15 protein-coding genes are annotated in these 15,302 nt (G+C 61.0%); 9 read left to right on the top strand and 6 right to left on the bottom strand.

Features of this window, described 5'->3' with window-relative positions; translation table 11 throughout:
* Positions 1–62: 62 nt before the first annotated feature.
* Positions 63–1,091, top strand: a complete 1,029-nt coding sequence (locus tag PSH87_RS14765; RefSeq protein ID WP_017736063.1) for a UV damage repair endonuclease — start codon at positions 63–65, stop codon at positions 1,089–1,091.
* 6 nt (positions 1,092–1,097) lie between these two features.
* Here the strand turns inward: PSH87_RS14765 and PSH87_RS14760 are convergent, their stop codons facing one another.
* Positions 1,098–2,048, bottom strand: coding sequence for a transporter (locus PSH87_RS14760; RefSeq protein WP_017736062.1), 951 nt, complete (start codon positions 2,046–2,048; stop codon positions 1,098–1,100).
* A 171-nt stretch (positions 2,049–2,219) separates the two neighbouring features.
* On the opposite strand from PSH87_RS14760, the gene PSH87_RS14755 reads away from it, so the two are divergent.
* From PSH87_RS14755 to PSH87_RS14745, 3 genes are all read left to right on the top strand, one after another.
* Complete coding sequence (locus tag PSH87_RS14755) at positions 2,220–2,705, top strand: ATP-binding protein (RefSeq protein WP_305429977.1); 486 nt, start codon at positions 2,220–2,222, stop codon at positions 2,703–2,705.
* A gap of 680 nt (positions 2,706–3,385) precedes the next feature.
* Positions 3,386–3,661, top strand: coding sequence for a transposase (locus PSH87_RS14750; protein WP_370695324.1), 276 nt, complete (start codon positions 3,386–3,388; stop codon positions 3,659–3,661).
* Between the two features lie 186 nt (positions 3,662–3,847).
* Positions 3,848–4,168, top strand: a complete 321-nt coding sequence (locus PSH87_RS14745) for a transposase (protein WP_305430859.1) — start codon at positions 3,848–3,850, stop codon at positions 4,166–4,168.
* Positions 4,169–4,438: 270 nt separating this feature from the next.
* Here PSH87_RS14745 and PSH87_RS14740 read toward each other — a convergent pair whose 3' ends face one another.
* On the bottom strand, positions 4,439–6,379 hold the full coding sequence (locus PSH87_RS14740; RefSeq protein WP_305429976.1) for a methyl-accepting chemotaxis protein: 1,941 nt from the start codon (positions 6,377–6,379) through the stop codon (positions 4,439–4,441).
* Here PSH87_RS14740 and PSH87_RS14735 point away from each other — a divergent pair.
* From PSH87_RS14735 to PSH87_RS14725, 3 genes are all read left to right on the top strand, one after another.
* Positions 6,297–6,482 carry a hypothetical protein gene (locus PSH87_RS14735; protein WP_305434382.1) on the top strand — a complete coding sequence of 62 codons (186 nt, stop codon included), beginning with the start codon at positions 6,297–6,299 and terminating at the stop codon, positions 6,480–6,482. The genes PSH87_RS14740 and PSH87_RS14735 overlap by 83 nt on opposite strands.
* 320 nt (positions 6,483–6,802) lie before the next feature.
* Positions 6,803–7,246, top strand: a complete 444-nt coding sequence (locus PSH87_RS14730; protein WP_305429975.1) for an HIT family protein — start codon at positions 6,803–6,805, stop codon at positions 7,244–7,246.
* Positions 7,239–7,685, top strand: coding sequence for an NUDIX hydrolase (locus tag PSH87_RS14725; RefSeq protein WP_305429974.1), 447 nt, complete (start codon positions 7,239–7,241; stop codon positions 7,683–7,685). Before PSH87_RS14730 ends, PSH87_RS14725 begins: the two co-directional genes overlap by 8 nt.
* A gap of 6 nt (positions 7,686–7,691) precedes the next feature.
* Here PSH87_RS14725 and PSH87_RS14720 read toward each other — a convergent pair whose 3' ends face one another.
* A complete protein-coding gene (locus tag PSH87_RS14720) occupies positions 7,692–9,230 on the bottom strand; it encodes a hypothetical protein (RefSeq protein ID WP_305429973.1) in 1,539 nt (512 codons plus the stop codon).
* A complete protein-coding gene (locus PSH87_RS14715) occupies positions 9,223–9,810 on the bottom strand; it encodes a hypothetical protein (protein ID WP_305429972.1) in 588 nt (195 codons plus the stop codon). Before PSH87_RS14715 ends, PSH87_RS14720 begins: the two co-directional genes overlap by 8 nt.
* 159 nt (positions 9,811–9,969) lie before the next feature.
* Here PSH87_RS14715 and PSH87_RS14710 point away from each other — a divergent pair, with 159 nt between their 5' ends.
* Positions 9,970–10,551, top strand: a complete 582-nt coding sequence (locus PSH87_RS14710; protein WP_305429970.1) for a hypothetical protein — start codon at positions 9,970–9,972, stop codon at positions 10,549–10,551.
* A gap of 10 nt (positions 10,552–10,561) precedes the next feature.
* On the opposite strand, the gene PSH87_RS14705 is transcribed toward PSH87_RS14710, so the two are convergent.
* Entirely contained in the window at positions 10,562–11,182 is a 621-nt protein-coding gene (locus tag PSH87_RS14705; RefSeq protein ID WP_305429968.1) for a LysE family translocator, read from the bottom strand.
* Positions 11,183–11,263: 81 nt separating this feature from the next.
* Complete coding sequence (locus tag PSH87_RS14700; protein WP_370695274.1) at positions 11,264–12,745, bottom strand: methyl-accepting chemotaxis protein; 1,482 nt, start codon at positions 12,743–12,745, stop codon at positions 11,264–11,266.
* A 247-nt stretch (positions 12,746–12,992) separates the two neighbouring features.
* Between PSH87_RS14700 and PSH87_RS14695 the strand changes: the two genes are divergently transcribed.
* A complete protein-coding gene (locus PSH87_RS14695; RefSeq protein ID WP_305429967.1) occupies positions 12,993–15,191 on the top strand; it encodes an OsmC domain/YcaO domain-containing protein in 2,199 nt (732 codons plus the stop codon).
* Positions 15,192–15,302 lie beyond the last annotated feature (111 nt).

Genomic DNA, 15,302 nt, shown 5'->3' with positions numbered 1-15,302 from the left:
CTCCTGGGTCGACTAACACCTAACCCCGTATCATCCCGCCCTTATCTCCGCCAGGCACTCCCATGACTCATCCACGCATCGGCTTTGCATGCCAATACAAGCATCCCGAACGCCTGCTCTCGGCCAGTGCCCTGAAGTTGATCGAAGGCCCGTACAACCCGCGCACCACCACCCTGCGCTGGATGGACGGGGTCACGCCCCAAGTGGCCCGCGCCAAGCTGGTGGAAGTTGTCACCCATAACCTTGCCGCGCAACTGCACCTGCTGCGCTACGTTGCCGGGTTGCCGCCGACCTTGCGCATGCTGCGCCTGAGCAGCGATTTGTTGCCGTTCTACAGCCACCCGAAGGTCGCCGCGGTGTACCAGGACCCGGCCATCGCGCAGCAGTTGATCGAGGGGTTTGCCGCCATCGGCGAACTGGCGCGGGCGTCGGATATCCGCCTGTCCTTTCACCCCGGCCAATATTGCGTGCTCGGCTCGGAAAACCCCGGCGTGGTGGAAAACAGCCTGGCCGAATTCGAATACCACGCCGACATGATCCGCATGATGGGTTACGGCCAGCGGTTCCAGGACCTCAAGTGCAACGTGCACATCGCCGGCCGCCTGGGCGTCGAGGGCACGCGTGCGGTGTGGGCGCGCCTGTCGCACGTGGCGCGCAACTGCATCACCTTCGAGAACGACGAGAAGACCTACGGCCTCGACCACTGCCTGCAAGTCGCCGACCTGGCGCCGGTGGTGCTGGATATCCACCACTGCTGGATCAACGAAAACGACTACATCGACCCCCACTCGGAACGGGTCGCGCGGGTCATCGACAGCTGGCGTGGTGTGCGCCCGACCATGCATTACTCCCAGCCGCAGGAGAGCCTGCAAGAATTGGGCTTTGACGCGGACCACAAACTGGAAATGGACGCGCTGATGCAGGTGGTGTCCAAGCGCGACCTGTACGGCCACAGCGCGCAGATGTGGAACCGCTGGACCAATGACTACGCGCTGCAGTTTCTCGACCGGTTCGACATCATGCTGGAGGCCAAGGACAAGAACGTCGCGTCGCTGGCGTTCTATGAGCATTGGCAGCGGCGCACGGCGTGAGGACGGTCATTTCTTGCCATTCAGGGGAATGACCAGCGACACCCACATGTTCCAGCCATCGGGGCGGTTCTTGGCGTCGAACTCGTAATAACCCTTGATATTGGCGTACCACAACTCATCGCTCACCTTGAAGAAATGCCCGGCCTGCGGGCCGATCCCGGCGACCCGTGACTTGAAATCCCCCAGGGTCGCGCCGCTGCCACTGTCGCCGGTGACTTGTTCGAAGTAGTAGCCGACCAGGCCGACCAGGGTTTGCGAGGTGAAGAAGTGCGAGGCGCTGAGGTCGAGGTGGGCGTCGATGCCGTTCTGATAGCGGGTGTCGCGGTTTTCCCAGTTGTAGGTCATGCCGGCCACGGCGGAGAATTCGTTGGTCTTGTCGAAGTAGGTGTAGCCACCGCCGGCGTCCAGGGCGGCGTGGCCCAGGCCGATATTCACCAGGCGGTTGGGGTCATAGGCGCCGATGGGAATATTGCCCATGGTGTAGGCCATGAAGTTGTGCACGCCATGGTTCCACTTCAAGGTGCCGAGCAGGTAGAGATCGCTGCCGCCCTTGAGGCTGTCGTGGGTCCCGCCGGAAAACGAACGGCCGCGCGGGCCGGTCACCGTCGCATCGATACTGGCTTCGGACCGCGCCACCGCACCCACCGCCGAAATCGCCGCCTGGGCACCGCCCAGCACCGGGGTTTCAAAGGTGTAGGTGGGGCTGGCGAAGAGCAGGTCGGCCTCCGCATCCAGCCCGACCACGGTACGCCCGCCGCGTGGGAAGGCCTTGTTTTTGTCATCGCTGGCTTTGACGTGGTAGTAGATCAGCGGCAGGCTCCAGCCAGGCGTGACCGGGGCAGCGGCGAGTGCGCCGAACTGGCCGGGCAGCCAGAAGCTGATGCCACCATCGTCGGCGTGGGCCAGGGCCAGGGGGAGCAGGGCGAGCAGGCCCAATACGCTTGTCTGTCTGGTCATAGGACTTCCTATCCAAAAGGCCATGGATGGCGGGCATCAACCGCCGCGCCCAGTGCCTTCGGACGCGCTGGGCTCCCAATGGCTGCTAGAGCATAGTTCAGGGATTGAAGAGCGTTGCCCTGCCATGCAGCGGCGGGCATTCTCTTTGACCCGACACAAGGAAACGTCCCCATGCCAATCCTGCATCTGCTGTGCGGCAAGATCGCCTCCGGCAAATCCACGCTCGCCAACCGCCTCGCTGCCGAACACGCCGCCATTGTGCTCAGCGAAGACCACTGGTTGGCACAGCTCTATCCGGGGGAGATCCTCACCATCGCAGACTACCTGCGCAGCGCCCAACGTATCCGCGGCGTGCTCGAGCCGCTGGTGATCCGTTTGCTGCAATCGGGGGTCAATGTGATGCTGGATTTTCCGGCCAACACCCTGGCCAACCGCGAGTGGCTGCGTGGCCTGGCGCAGACGGCCCAGGTGCCGCACTGCCTGCATTACCTGGAACTGGACGACGCCACGTGCCGCGCCCGGCTGCACGCCAGGAATGCCCGGGGCGAGCATGATTTTGCGGCGACGGATGCGGAGTTTGATCTGATTACCCGTCACTTCTGTGTGCCGAGTGAGGAGGAGGGGTTGGTGATTGAGGTGCATCGTCTGACGATGTGATTGCGCTGTGCTAGGTGACGACTCCCGGATGTTGAAGTGTGAACCCAATCAAGTGTGGGAGCTGGCTTGCCTGCGATAGCGGCGGCACAGGTGAAACCTGTATTGGCTGACCCACCGCCATCGCAGCCTCGCTAAAGCTCGACAGCTCCACAGGGGATTGGGTGTGCAGGTTGGCGCAGGTGTATACAGCTCCCACAAGGGATTGGGTTTGCAGATTGGTTCAGATGTACACCGTTCAAACTGTGGGAGCTGGCTTGCCTGCGAAAGCGGCGGCACAGGCGACATCCCAGCTGCCTGACCCACCGCCATCGCAGCCTCGCTAAAGCTCGACAGCTTGTGTCTTTCGCCGGGATTAGACTGTGGATGAGAGCGGTGGATGGCAAGCTGACTGACAGCGGTGCTTGAAGCACGTGTGGGAGCCTAAGCTGCCATCCACCTCTCCACTCTGGTTATTGAGCCCGAACAGTTGAACGAGCCGACCTCGAACAGTTACAAGCGTGGGCCCCGCCAGAGCGCTCTCACTTTTGAGTGTAAGAGGGTTTGGCCATGTTTGCAGGCATCGATGTTTCAAAAGACGATCTTGAAGCGCAGCTCGATTCCCAAGCTGAGATGAGCTGCTCCAACACAGCGGCCGGTTTTTCACGGCTGATTCGTTGGCTGAAGAGTCACCCGTTAGTCGTGTGGTGCTGGAGGCGACGGGCGGTTACGAGCGCCAGGTCATGAAAGCACTTCAGGCGGCAGATTTGGAAGTTGTGAGGATTAACCCCAGCCGGGCCAGGAGCTTTGCCCGAGCGTTGGGGTTGCAAGCTAAAACCGACCCAATAGACGCAAAGCTTCTTGCCCATTTCGCGGCCACTATCAAGCCCCCAAAAAGCCAGCCTACTAGCCCTGAACAACGACTTACGAGCCTTGGTGCACCAGCGCGAGAACTTTGTTCAGCAGCGAAGCGACGATGAGCGTCGTGTCAAAACGGCCTCTTCTGATGCTGTTAAAAACCTGCTGAAAAGCCATATCGATTACCTGGCCAAAGTCATAGCGTCAGTTGATATACAGATTCGCCAAAGCGTTGAAAACCTTAATAAAAAAGGGTTTCACAATTGTGCTCGGTCAAAGGAATAGGGCTTATTACCGCTGCTAGCTTGATGGCCTACCTGCCTGAGTTGGGCAGCGTTGGGCGTCGTGAGATCGCCGCACTCTCGGGCCTTGCTCCGTATAACAACGACAGTGGCAAGCACAAAGGTAAGCGCTATATCTGCGGTGGGAGGTTCTCGGTCCGACGCTCGCTCTACATGGCGTGCTGGTCCGTCATTCGCTTTCAGCCTGAATTCAACGCGCGATATAAAGCTCTGCGTGATAAAGGAAAATGCGCAAAAGTAGCGCTTATCGCCTGCATGCGAGTGTTGTTGATACGCCTGAATGCAATGATCCGAGACGGCTCGGAGTGGAGCGATTGCGTAGCGTAATCAACTACGCGATCACTAGTGGAGTAGTACACGGCATAGGCTGTGGGCGGCTGTGTGGCTGCCGTAATGATGTTTTTTAATAAACTGCCAAGACAGTTGCTCCCACAGCGGATTGGGTGTGCAGGTTGGCGCACGTGTACACCGTTCAAACTGTGGGAGCTGGCTTGCCTGCGATAGCGGCGGCACAGGCGAAACCTCTGTCACCTGACCCACCGCCATCGCAGCCTCGCTAAAGCTCGACAGCTCCCACAAGTGACCGGTGTGCAAGGCTTAGGACTTGAACCGCCCCACCAACCCATTCAATTCATCCGACAGGTTCGACAACCGCCCCGAGTCGTCCTGTGCCGAGTTGGCCAGGCTTTCCACCAGTCGCGCTTCGTCGTAGATCTGCTGGATATGCCGGTTGATCTCTTCCGCCACGCTGTGTTGTTCCTCGGCGGCGGCCGAGATCTGCAGGTTCTGGTCGCGAATTTCGTTGACCGACAATTGGATGCCCTCGAAGCTGTCCCGCGCGCTTTCGATGGACGACACGCTGGCCCGCGACAGGTCCAGGCAACTGCCCATTTTCTGGGTGACTTCCTGGGTCTTGGTTTCCAGGGTGCCGAGCAGGTTTTCGATCTCGCCGGTGGAGTCCGAGGTGCGTTTGGCCAAGGCCCGTACTTCGTCGGCCACCACCGCAAAACCGCGACCTTGATCGCCGGCCCGGGCGGCTTCGATGGCGGCGTTGAGGGCCAGCAGGTTGGTCTGCTCGGCAATGGCGCGGATGGTGCCGAGGATCTGGTTGATGCTGCGGCTGCCCGCTTCCAGTTCGACCATGGCCTGGGACGACTCAGTCAGGCGGCGGCCCAGGCGGTTGACGTTGTCGGTGGTCACTTCGATCTGCTGTTTGCCTTCAGCGACGCGGCGGTGGCCGTTCTCCGCCGACTCGGCGGCACCGCTGCACGAGCGGGCGACTTCGTTGGCCGTGGCGACCATCTCGTTGAACGCCGTAGAGACCAATTCCACCGCCTCGCGCTGGCGCCCCGCAGCGTCGTTCATATTGTTCGCCACTTCACGGTTGACCCGTGAAGCATCCTGCAAATTGGCCGAAGCCGCGCCGATGTGCTGGATCAACTGGCGGATCGCCGCGAGAAACTTGTTGAACCAGCCGGCCAGCTCGGCGGTTTCGTCCTTGCCCTGCACGTGCAGTTCGTGGCGCAAATCGCCTTCGCCCTGGGCGATGGACTGCAGGCCGGTGCTGACCTGGCCGATGGGTTTGACGATGACTTTGGAGAACGCCGCCGCCACCAGCCCGAAGATCAGCACCAGCACCGCAACGATCGCGCTGGTGAGGTAGGTCATGCGCGTGGCCTCGGCCATCACTTCGCTGTATTCGATCAGGCCGACATATCGCCAGCCCAGGCCGGGCGAGGTCCAGATATTGGCCATGTATCGCACGCCATTGATCACCACCTCGGTGGAACCCTGGGCGGTGTTGGCCAACTGTGCGTAGGGTTCGCCAAGGTCTTTGAGGGGCTTGAAGTTGTGTCCGTTGTCGCGCGGGTCCACCAGCACCACGCCGTCTTCGATCAGCATCACGTAGCCGCTTTCGCCGAGCTTGATGCTCTTGACCAGCTCGGTGAGGTTCTTCAGCGAGACGCTGACCACAAACACGCCCTTGGCCTTGCCGGTGTTATCCAGCAATGCGCGCGCGGTGCCCACCAGTGCCACGTCGTCTTTGTCGTAGTAATACGCCGGGGTGCGCACGGTCTTGCCGGGGCTGGCCATTGCCGCCTTGTACCAGGGGCGCGTGCGCGGATCGTATTTGGCCAGTTGTGGGTCATCGGGCCATTTGGCGTAAGTGCCGTCTTCGAGGCCGATGGACAGAATCGCAGCGGCGGGGTGGGTCGCACCGTAGCGCGCAAAGTGATCGATCACCTGCTGCGCCTCGGCCGGCATCGGTTGGCTGGCGGCGTTGGCGGGTTGGTAATCCTTGAGAGTGTTCACTGAAGTGTATACAGGATCGGCGGACAATTGATCGACGTTCTGCGTCGTGCCGTCGAAAAACTGGCGGATATTGCCATCGATCTGGCGTATTTCCCGGGTGCTGCCATCGATGAATTGATCGACCGCCTGGGTCCGCGTGTTCATGACAGAGATCACCGCGACCAGGCTGGCCGGGATAAAAGCGACGGAAACGAAAGCAAGGACCAGCTTATTTTTTATTTTCATCGAGACGACCATCAACGGGGAGGGCGGCCAAATCGTCGCTTCTGGGTGGAATGCGGCGATTTGCTATCACTGCTATGTCGGCGCGGGTGTCGAGAATCTTTAGGGTTTTTTTGTGTACAACAGAAAAGCTGGATTGTCTGGTATGCATTGTTTGTCCTCGATGTGAGCGTGGGGGTGTTGAGCTGGTAGAGGTGTTGCCTGTGCCGCCGCCTTCGCAGGCAAGCCAGCTCCCACCTTTGACCGGGTTCACAAATCAAAAATGTGGGAGTTGTCGAGCTTTGGCGAGGCTACGAAGGCGGCGGCACTGCTGGTAGAGATGTCGCCTGTGCCGCCGCTATCGCAGGCAAGCCGAGCCCCACATTGATCAAGGCGGCATCTCGGTTAATATGCCGCCTGCTCTTCCCCCCTGCTCAAGGAGATCCCATGGCGCTTATCACCGAACGCGTAGAACTGGCCCGCAAGGGGGTCAATGACAAGGTTATCTGCCGGATGGCTTCCGGCTGGGCGGTGATGGGCGATGTGCAGTTTCTGCCGGGATACTGCCTGTTGTTGTCCGACCCGGTGGTTGCCAGCCTCAATGACCTGGATGCTGAAGCCCGTGCCACTTACCTGCTGGACATGGCCCGCATCGGCGACGCCGTGTTGCAAGCCACCGATGCCTTGCGCATGAACTACGAGATCCTCGGCAACTCCGAGCCGGAGTTGCATTGCCATATCTTCCCGCGCTATGCCGTGGAGCCGGATGACAAACGGCGGATGCCAGCCTGGTTCTACGACTGGAAAAATGCGCCGCCGTACGCCGAAGCAGTACACGGCCCGCTGCGCAAGGCGCTGGCGCAGTGGTTGGAGGCACCGACCAATGCGTGAACGCAAAGCCTCGCGCCTGCTGGTGATCAGCCCCGCCCACGAGGTGCTGCTGTTTCGCTTTGTGCACAAGGACGGCGCATTGGCCGGGCAAAACTATTGGGCCACACCCGGTGGCGGTGTTGAAGAGGGCGAGACCTTCGAAGCCGCCGCAATACGCGAATTGCGCGAAGAGACGGGCCTTTTATGCGACAGCGTTGGCGCCTGCGTGGCCGACCGGCGCGTTGCCTTGATGCTGCCCAGTGGCGAAACGGTGCTGGCCATCGAGCACTATTTTGTCGTGCATGCGCCCAGCACGGCGCTGTCAAAAGCCGAGTGGACGCTGTCAGAAACCCAGGTCATGGCCGATCACCATTGGTGGTCCGTCAGCGAGCTCAGAACCACTCGCGACACGGTCTGGCCTGAAGCGCTGCTCCAGATGCTGCAAGACGCAGGCATCTGACCCCACTCAGCGCGTGTAGCCCGGCACTAGTCGAAACGCTTCGGCGACACGCGTTGGATTCGGCAACGCGAGCACTCGGCGGTACAGCTCTTGATGGGCTTTGCACACCTCAGCGGGGGCGTGTTGGGTCGGGTTTCGATAGGCGTCGTAGGTGCCGGGCGCGGCGTGGGTGAACACACGGTTCAGATCGGCCCGGGCCTGGGCGGTTGGGGTAACCTCACCCGTGACCTCGGCGGCCGCCTTGACCAGTTCACGTTGGCTGTTCCGCCTGTCCGTGAACAGCGCCAGCAAGGTTGCTGGCAGCGCGCTGTAGCCCCCAGGGTAAACGCCACTGAGGTAGAACGCGCAGATCTTCTCGTCGCCTTGCCCCACCGCGTTCACGAACGCCGCCTGGGCTTGCCAGAACCGCAACAGTTGTGGGGCAGGAGCCTTGCGCAGTGCGTCCTGGATCAGCCAGGTGTCGTGATCCCGCGTGAGCTTATCGAATGCGGTAAAGGTTGAGGCCTTGTCCAGGGCGTTTTGTGCCTTGGCCTTTTCCACCTCGTACTGCGCAGGCGCGTCTTCGGCCAGGGTCTTGAGCTGGAAATACTTGCGCAGGTGGGCGTCCAGTTGCCCCGGTTCCCGCAGCTTTGCCAGGCGCGCATCGGTGAAGTCACGGGCATCTGCGGTGGCGGTAATGATGTGTTCGCGCTTGAGTTCAGTGATGTCGGGGAACCACATGTCTTCACGGCCGGTCGCCAGCACTTTGTCGACGAACTGCCGGGACGCACCGTGTTTGAGTAGCGCGTCACGATACTGCTCGACGACGGCCGCCGATGCCTCGCCCGATTCGAACAGCGTCGCGGCATGAAAGCCCAGCTTGCCCTCAGCGCCGAGCAAACGCTGCTTGCCGGACATGAACACCAACGCGCAGGCACTCACGCACTCACGGTTGGTATAGGTGCTCAGGCCCTTGTCTTCGATGAGCCGCGCGATGGCCCGGGCTTCGCCGAACAGGCCGCCCACGCTGTCCAGTTGCACCGTGGTGACGTCGGGGTGATCCGCCACTGCCTGCTCGAAGGCTGAAAAGCTGCCGGGCGCGATGCCGCCGCTGAATTCCAGCTCGCTATCGCCGAGCGCAGTGATGCGGTAGGCGGGCAGCGCATTGGGGTCCATCGCCAGGCGCAACGCCGCCTTGAACGCGGGCACCACATCGAACAACGAATAAGCCGTCTGCACCGCGCCGACGATCACCAGGATGCGCACCACGGTGACCCAGCGGGACTTGCCGCCGCGCTGGCGGTGGTACCGCGCCGAACGCCACACGCCCACCCCTTGCCAGAGCGTGACGGCCAGCGCGCCGGCCATGAACGGCACGCCCATCATCAGCAAGCCGGTGGGGCTTGGCGGGTTGCGCACCAGTATGAAGTACAGCGGCGATGTCGCCAGCAGGCACACCAGGCTGAGCAACACTTCGTTGATCCAGAATGCGTGGGCCAGCGAGAACTCGCCGCGCCAGTGGCGGACCAAGTAGTTGCGCGGTGATGGGGTGACGGCTTCACTCATGACCGGTGCCGAGGGTCACGGTCAGGCCCGCCTGCCGGGCCAATTCGAGGGTGTGCTCAACGCGGTCGGCATCGACGATAAACCCGACGTAATCGTCATCGCCTGAGTCCACGTGCAGGTAGCGCTTGTCGAAAGCGGTCAGCCACTGATCGAAGCTCGCCAGCACTTCCAGCATTGGCCGGGTGCCAGTGTGTTCATAGTGGTAGGGCGTTTGCACGCCGCTGGCGGCCACCAGATAGGGCGCCTGGTATTCAAAGCCATCGAAGCCACGAAAGTCGACGCCGAGCAGGGCAAGGTCGGCGAGCTTCTGGCCTCTGGAGGTGTCGAGCAAACCTTCGGTCAATGCGCTGGCGGGGTCTTGGTCCACGGCATATTTACGCAGGACGCGGCGCACGAGTCGCGCGCTTTCTGCCTCGGGCACACGCGACAGAAGGGTTTCGGTGAACACCTTGAGTGCCTGTTTTTGCGCGACAGATTCGGGCGAGCGCATCTCGCGCATGATCGCCGCATGGCTGGCGTTTGTTTCATCGGGCGGCGGCATAGTGAAGCGGCCACCGAACAACCGATCTAAAAAGCCCATCGCACTCCCTCGCTGTAGACCTGTTGCGAAAGGCGCGACCATAGCGTTTTTTTCGCCGGCTGGCCAACCGGGACCATCGTTTGTCGCTACACTGCGCGCCCAAAATTCAGCAAGGAAGCGTTGGATGTGCCTGCGCGTTCAACGCAGTGACGGTCAATCATGAAGATCAAGCAGTGGTTCGAATCGTGGGAATGGGTTGTTCTTTTTGGCGTGATTGCGGCGATTGTTTTGTACGCGAAAAACGTGTCCATCAGCCAGTGGCCGCTGGCTACGGGCGGCTTTCTGTGTGTGGTCGCCGTCCTGCTGTTCGGCCTGCTCTTGAATATGAAGACCCTGCGCATTCGCAAAGGGATCTTGATGATCGGGCTAGGTGTAATTACGTCGATGGTCTACAAGTTTGGCGTCGCGGAGTACATGAAGTGTGCGCTTGAACTGACTCACGCGCCGGGTACGTGCACGGCCTATGTGCCGGTCCATGTATTTACCGCCGCCAATACCATCGATACCGTGATCCTGCTGATAACCATCGCGTGCGGTGGTGTCGGCGGCAGCATCCTGGCCGCTCACGGCGATGTCACCGCTACGGATGCGAAAGGTGCGCCACCAGCAAATCCCGGCGATATTCAAACCTTGCTTGAATCGATCGAAAGCAAGCTGGACCGCCAGAACCTCAAGCTGAACCTGGTCTGCGGTGGTGCCTTTCTGGTGCTACTGCTGGTGATCGTGCGCGTGTTCTCCTGAGCTCAACGCACTAGCGCCGGCTCAACGCCAACTTCGCCGCAAACAGCACAAAGATCATCCCGGTGGTACGGTCCATCCACTGGATGACCTTTTCCCGGCGCAAGAACCCGGACAGCGGCTGCGTGGCGCCGATCAACACCAGTGACCACGCCAGCCCCAGCACCACATGGATGCTCACCAGGCCAAAGGTCCAGGCGATCAGCGATTGCCCTTGGGGAATGAACTGCGGCAGGAACGACACGTAGAAGATCCCCACCTTGGGGTTCAGCACATTGCCCAGCATGCCTTTGACAAACCAGTTGCCGCCGGCTTTGCCCTCCACATCGGCTGACGCCAGCGAGCGCCGTGGACGCAGCAGCATGTTCAGCCCCAGCCAGGCCAGGTAAGCCGCGCCGCAGTATTTGAGCAGGTTGAAGGCCACTTCCGAGACCGCAATCAGCGCGCCCAACCCGAACGCAACAGCCGCGCCCCACAGCAGGCAGCCCGCATTGATCCCGAGTGTGGCCTGCAACGCCTGGCGCTTGCCCTCCACCGTGGCGGTCCTGAGCACCAATGCAGTGTCGAGGCCGGGTGTAAGCGTCAGCAGCGTGGCGGCGAAGGTAAAGGCGAGGAGGTTATCGGCGATGGACATGGCACTGGCATCCACAAGAGGCGAGGGTGGACGTTAGCGCATGCAAAGGCGCCCTGTAAAAGGGCGCGTGAAGGGAAGGGATCAGCGATTGAAGCGGGCGACCAGCGCGTATTGGGTGGCGGCGGTATTGGTCAGTTCTTTGCTCAAGTCGGTGGATTGATGAGCCTGGATCGAGGTCTGGTCGGCCAGCCCGGCAATGGTGGTGATGTTGCGGCTGATTTCCTCGGCCACCGCGCTCTGTTCCTCAGTGGCGGCGGCGATTTGCGTGGTCATGTCGGTGATATGCGACACCGCTTCGCTGATGCCGACGAGTGCCTGGTCCGCCTCCAGCACCCACGCCACGCCTTCCTGGGCTTGGCGCTGGCCGTTTTCCATGCTGTGTACGGCGTTGTTGGAGGACGCTTGCAATTGGGTAATCAACGCATGGATCTGCGTGGTGGATTGGGAGGTGCGTTGCGCCAGTTGGCGCACTTCGTCGGCCACCACCGCAAACCCACGGCCCATGTCGCCGGCGCGGGCGGCCTCGATGGCAGCGTTGAGCGCCAGCAAATTGGTTTGATCGGCAATGCCTTTGATCACGTCCACCACGCTGCCGATTTCGTCGCTGTCGCGGGCCAGTTGGGCGACGGTCACCCCGGTTTCGCCGACCACGGCGGAGAGGCGCTCGATGGCTTCGCGGGTATCGCGTGCCACCTCGCGGCCGCGTCCGGTCAGGGCGTTGGCTTGCTGGGTGGCATCGGCGGTGCGCTGTACGTGGCTGGCGACTTCCTGGGTAGTGGCAGCCATCTGGTTGACGGCGGCCGAGACTTGTTCGGTTTCCACGCGCTGGCGGTCCAGGCCTCTGGCGCTGGCGCTGGCCAACTGGTCGGATTGGCCGGCGAGGGCGCTGAGTTGTTCGGCGCTGTCCTGCAGGCGGGTGAGGCAGGTTTTCAGACGTGCGGCCTGGCTGAGGAACGCGGTTTCCAGGCGCCCTTGGGGCCCACGGGCGTCGCTGTACATCTGCGCGATTAACGCGTCTGAGGTTGAAGGTTCCACGCCGCGCAGCAAGTGCAAGATGCTGCCCTGACGTATGCGCGCGCAAAGCACGCCGACCGGTATCGCCACAGCAACGGCCACGGCCAGGGCGATAGGCGCACTGAGAAACAGGCCCGCCACGCTCCCGGCCACGCCGGTTGCCATGTAGGGCACGCAGTTCAGCGCCGCTGGCAGCCACGCGTCCTGGCGTGGCACGCCGGGTTTGCCGGCGCTGATGCGCCGGTACAGCGCCTGGGCACGCCGGATCTCATCGGCGCTGGGCTTGACCCGTACCGACTCGAAACCGACCACCGTGCTGCCGTCGAAGATCGGCGTGACGTAGGCGTTGACCCAATAGTGGTCGCCGGTCTTGGAGCGGTTCTTGACGATACCCATCCACGGCAGGCCCTGCTTGAGGGCACTCCACATGTGCGCGAAAACCGCAGGTGGTACATCGGGGTGACGCACGATATTTTGCGGTGCGCCGATCAGATCGGCCCTGTCAAAACCGCTGATTTCAACGAAGGCGTCGTTGCAGTAGGTGATCACACCTCTAACGTCGGTGGCGGAAATAAGTTTTTTGCTGAGGCGCGAGTGAAATCTCGCGCTGTGTGACTGGCTGGTTGTTGCGCATTCCGACTACTCCCTGGTTGCACTCAGCCAATCGGCCTCAGCTGGGAAAAGATTAATCCACATTGGCTATTTCGCCAGCCATTGGTCAAAAGCCTGAAACTTCCCGAGGAAAAACCTCATAATGGCGGCCATTTTTGTTTAGCCGTTATTCTGGTGTGCCCGCATGGAAATCAAGGTCAACTTTCTCGACAACCTTCGACTTGAAGCCAAGTTCGACGACTTCACGGTTATTGCCGACCAACCCATTCGCTATAAAGGCGATGGTTCGGCACCGGGGCCGTTCGATTACTTCCTGGCGTCGTCGGCGTTGTGTGCGGCGTACTTCGTGAAGTTGTATTGCTCCACCCGCGATATCCCCACGGACAATATTCGCCTGTCGCAGAACAACATCGTTGACCCGGAAAACCGCTATAACCAAATCTTCAAGATCCAGGTCGAATTGCCGGCGGATATCTCCGAGAAAGATCGCCAAGGCATCCTGCGTTCTATCGATCGTTGCACCGTAAAGAAAGTGGTCCAGGCCGGTCCTGAGTTCATCATCGAAGAAGTGGAAAACCTCGACGCCGATGCCCAGGCCTTGCTGATGCCCAATTCCACCTCGGAAGCGGGCACTTATATAGCCGGCAAGGACCTGCCGCTGGAGCAGACCATCGCCAACATGTCGGCGATTCTCGCCGGCCTGGGCATGAAGATTGAAATCGCCTCGTGGCGCAATATCGTGCCCAACGTGTGGTCGCTGCATATCCGCGATGCCCATTCGCCGATGTGCTTTACCAACGGCAAGGGCGCGACCAAGGAGGGCGCATTGGCGTCGGCGTTGGGCGAGTTTATCGAGCGGCTCAACTGCAACTTCTTCTATAACGATCAATTCTGGGGTGAAGAACTGGCCAACGCGCCGTTCGTGCATTACCCGGATGAGCGCTGGTTCCAGCCCGGCCCGCAGGATGAACTGCCGACGGAAATCCTCGATGCCTACTGCCTCAAGGTCTACAACCGCGACGGCGAATTGCGCGGCTCGCACCTGTACGACACCAACTCGGGCAACGAAGCGCGCGGTATCGTGTCGCTACCGTTCGTGCGCCAGTCTGACGGTGAAGTGGTGTACTTCCCGTCCAACCTGATCGAAAACCTCTACCTCAGCAACGGCATGAGCGCTGGCAACACCCTGGCCGAAGCCCAGGTGCAATGCCTGTCGGAGATCTTCGAGCGGGCGGTGAAGCGCGAAATCATCGAAGGCGAATTCGCCTTGCCGGATGTACCGGCCGACGTGCTGGCCAAGTACCCGGGGATCCTCGCCGGCATCCAGGGCCTGGAAGCCCAGGGTTTCCCGGTGCTGGTCAAGGATGCGTCCCTGGGCGGTGAATTCCCGGTGATGTGCGTGACCCTGATGAACCCGCGTACTGGCGGCGTGTTTGCCTCGTTTGGTGCCCACCCGAGCCTGGAAGTGGCGCTGGAACGCAGCCTCACCGAGCTGCTGCAAGGCCGCAGCTTCGAAGGCTTGAACGACCTGCCAGCGCCGACCTTCGAAGGCCAGGCGGTGACCGAGCCGAACAACTTCGTCGAGCACTTCATCGACTCCAGCGGTGTGGTGTCGTGGCGCTTCTTCAGCGCGCAGTCGGACTACGAATTTGTCGAATGGGACTTCTCCGGCGAAGGCGCCGACTCCAATGTGCAGGAAGCCGCGACCCTGTTCGGCATTCTTGAAGGCATGGGTAAAGAATCCTATATGGCGGTGTACGAACACCTCGGCGCAACCGCCTGCCGCATCCTGGTGCCCGACTACTCGGAAATCTATCCGGTGGACGACCTGATCTGGGACAACACCAACAAGGCACTGTTTTTCCGCGCCGATATCCTCAACCTGCACAGCCTCGACGATACCGAGCTCAACGCCTTGGCCGAGCGCCTGATCGAAAGCGAGTTGGACGATTACACCGACATCACCACCTTGATCGGCATCGAGTTCGACGACAACACGGCCTGGGGTCAGTTGACCATCCTCGAATTGAAGCTGCTGATCTTCCTCGCCTTGCAGCAACATGAGGAAGCCAAGGAGTGCGTGGAAATGTTCCTGCAATACAACGACAACACCGCTGATCGTGGCCTGTTCTACCAGGCGATGAATGCGGTGCTGGAGATGGAACTGGACGACGACCTGGAGCTGGCGGATTACGAAGCCAACTTCCGCCGGATGTTTGGGGATGAGCGGATGGATGCGGTGATTGGTTCGGTCAATGGCAGTGTGCGCTTCTATGGCCTCACGCCGACCAGCATGAAGCTGGAAGGGCTGGATCGCCATCAGCGCCTGATTGAGAGCTACAAGAAGCTGCATGCGGCGCGGGCCAACGTCACCACTGCCTGACGCAATTCTCCCTGTGGATGCGGGCTAGTGTGGGAGCGGCGGTGCGACGATTCGACTTGCTCGCGAATGCGGTGGATCAGTGAACTTGTCTTTGACTGACACACCGCATTC

Source organism: Pseudomonas sp. FP453 (assembly GCF_030687495.1).
Classification (GTDB): Bacteria; Pseudomonadota; Gammaproteobacteria; order Pseudomonadales; family Pseudomonadaceae; genus Aquipseudomonas.
The sequence above is the reverse complement of the archived record's forward strand: the minus strand, read 5'-3'. Positions and strand labels throughout refer to the sequence as shown.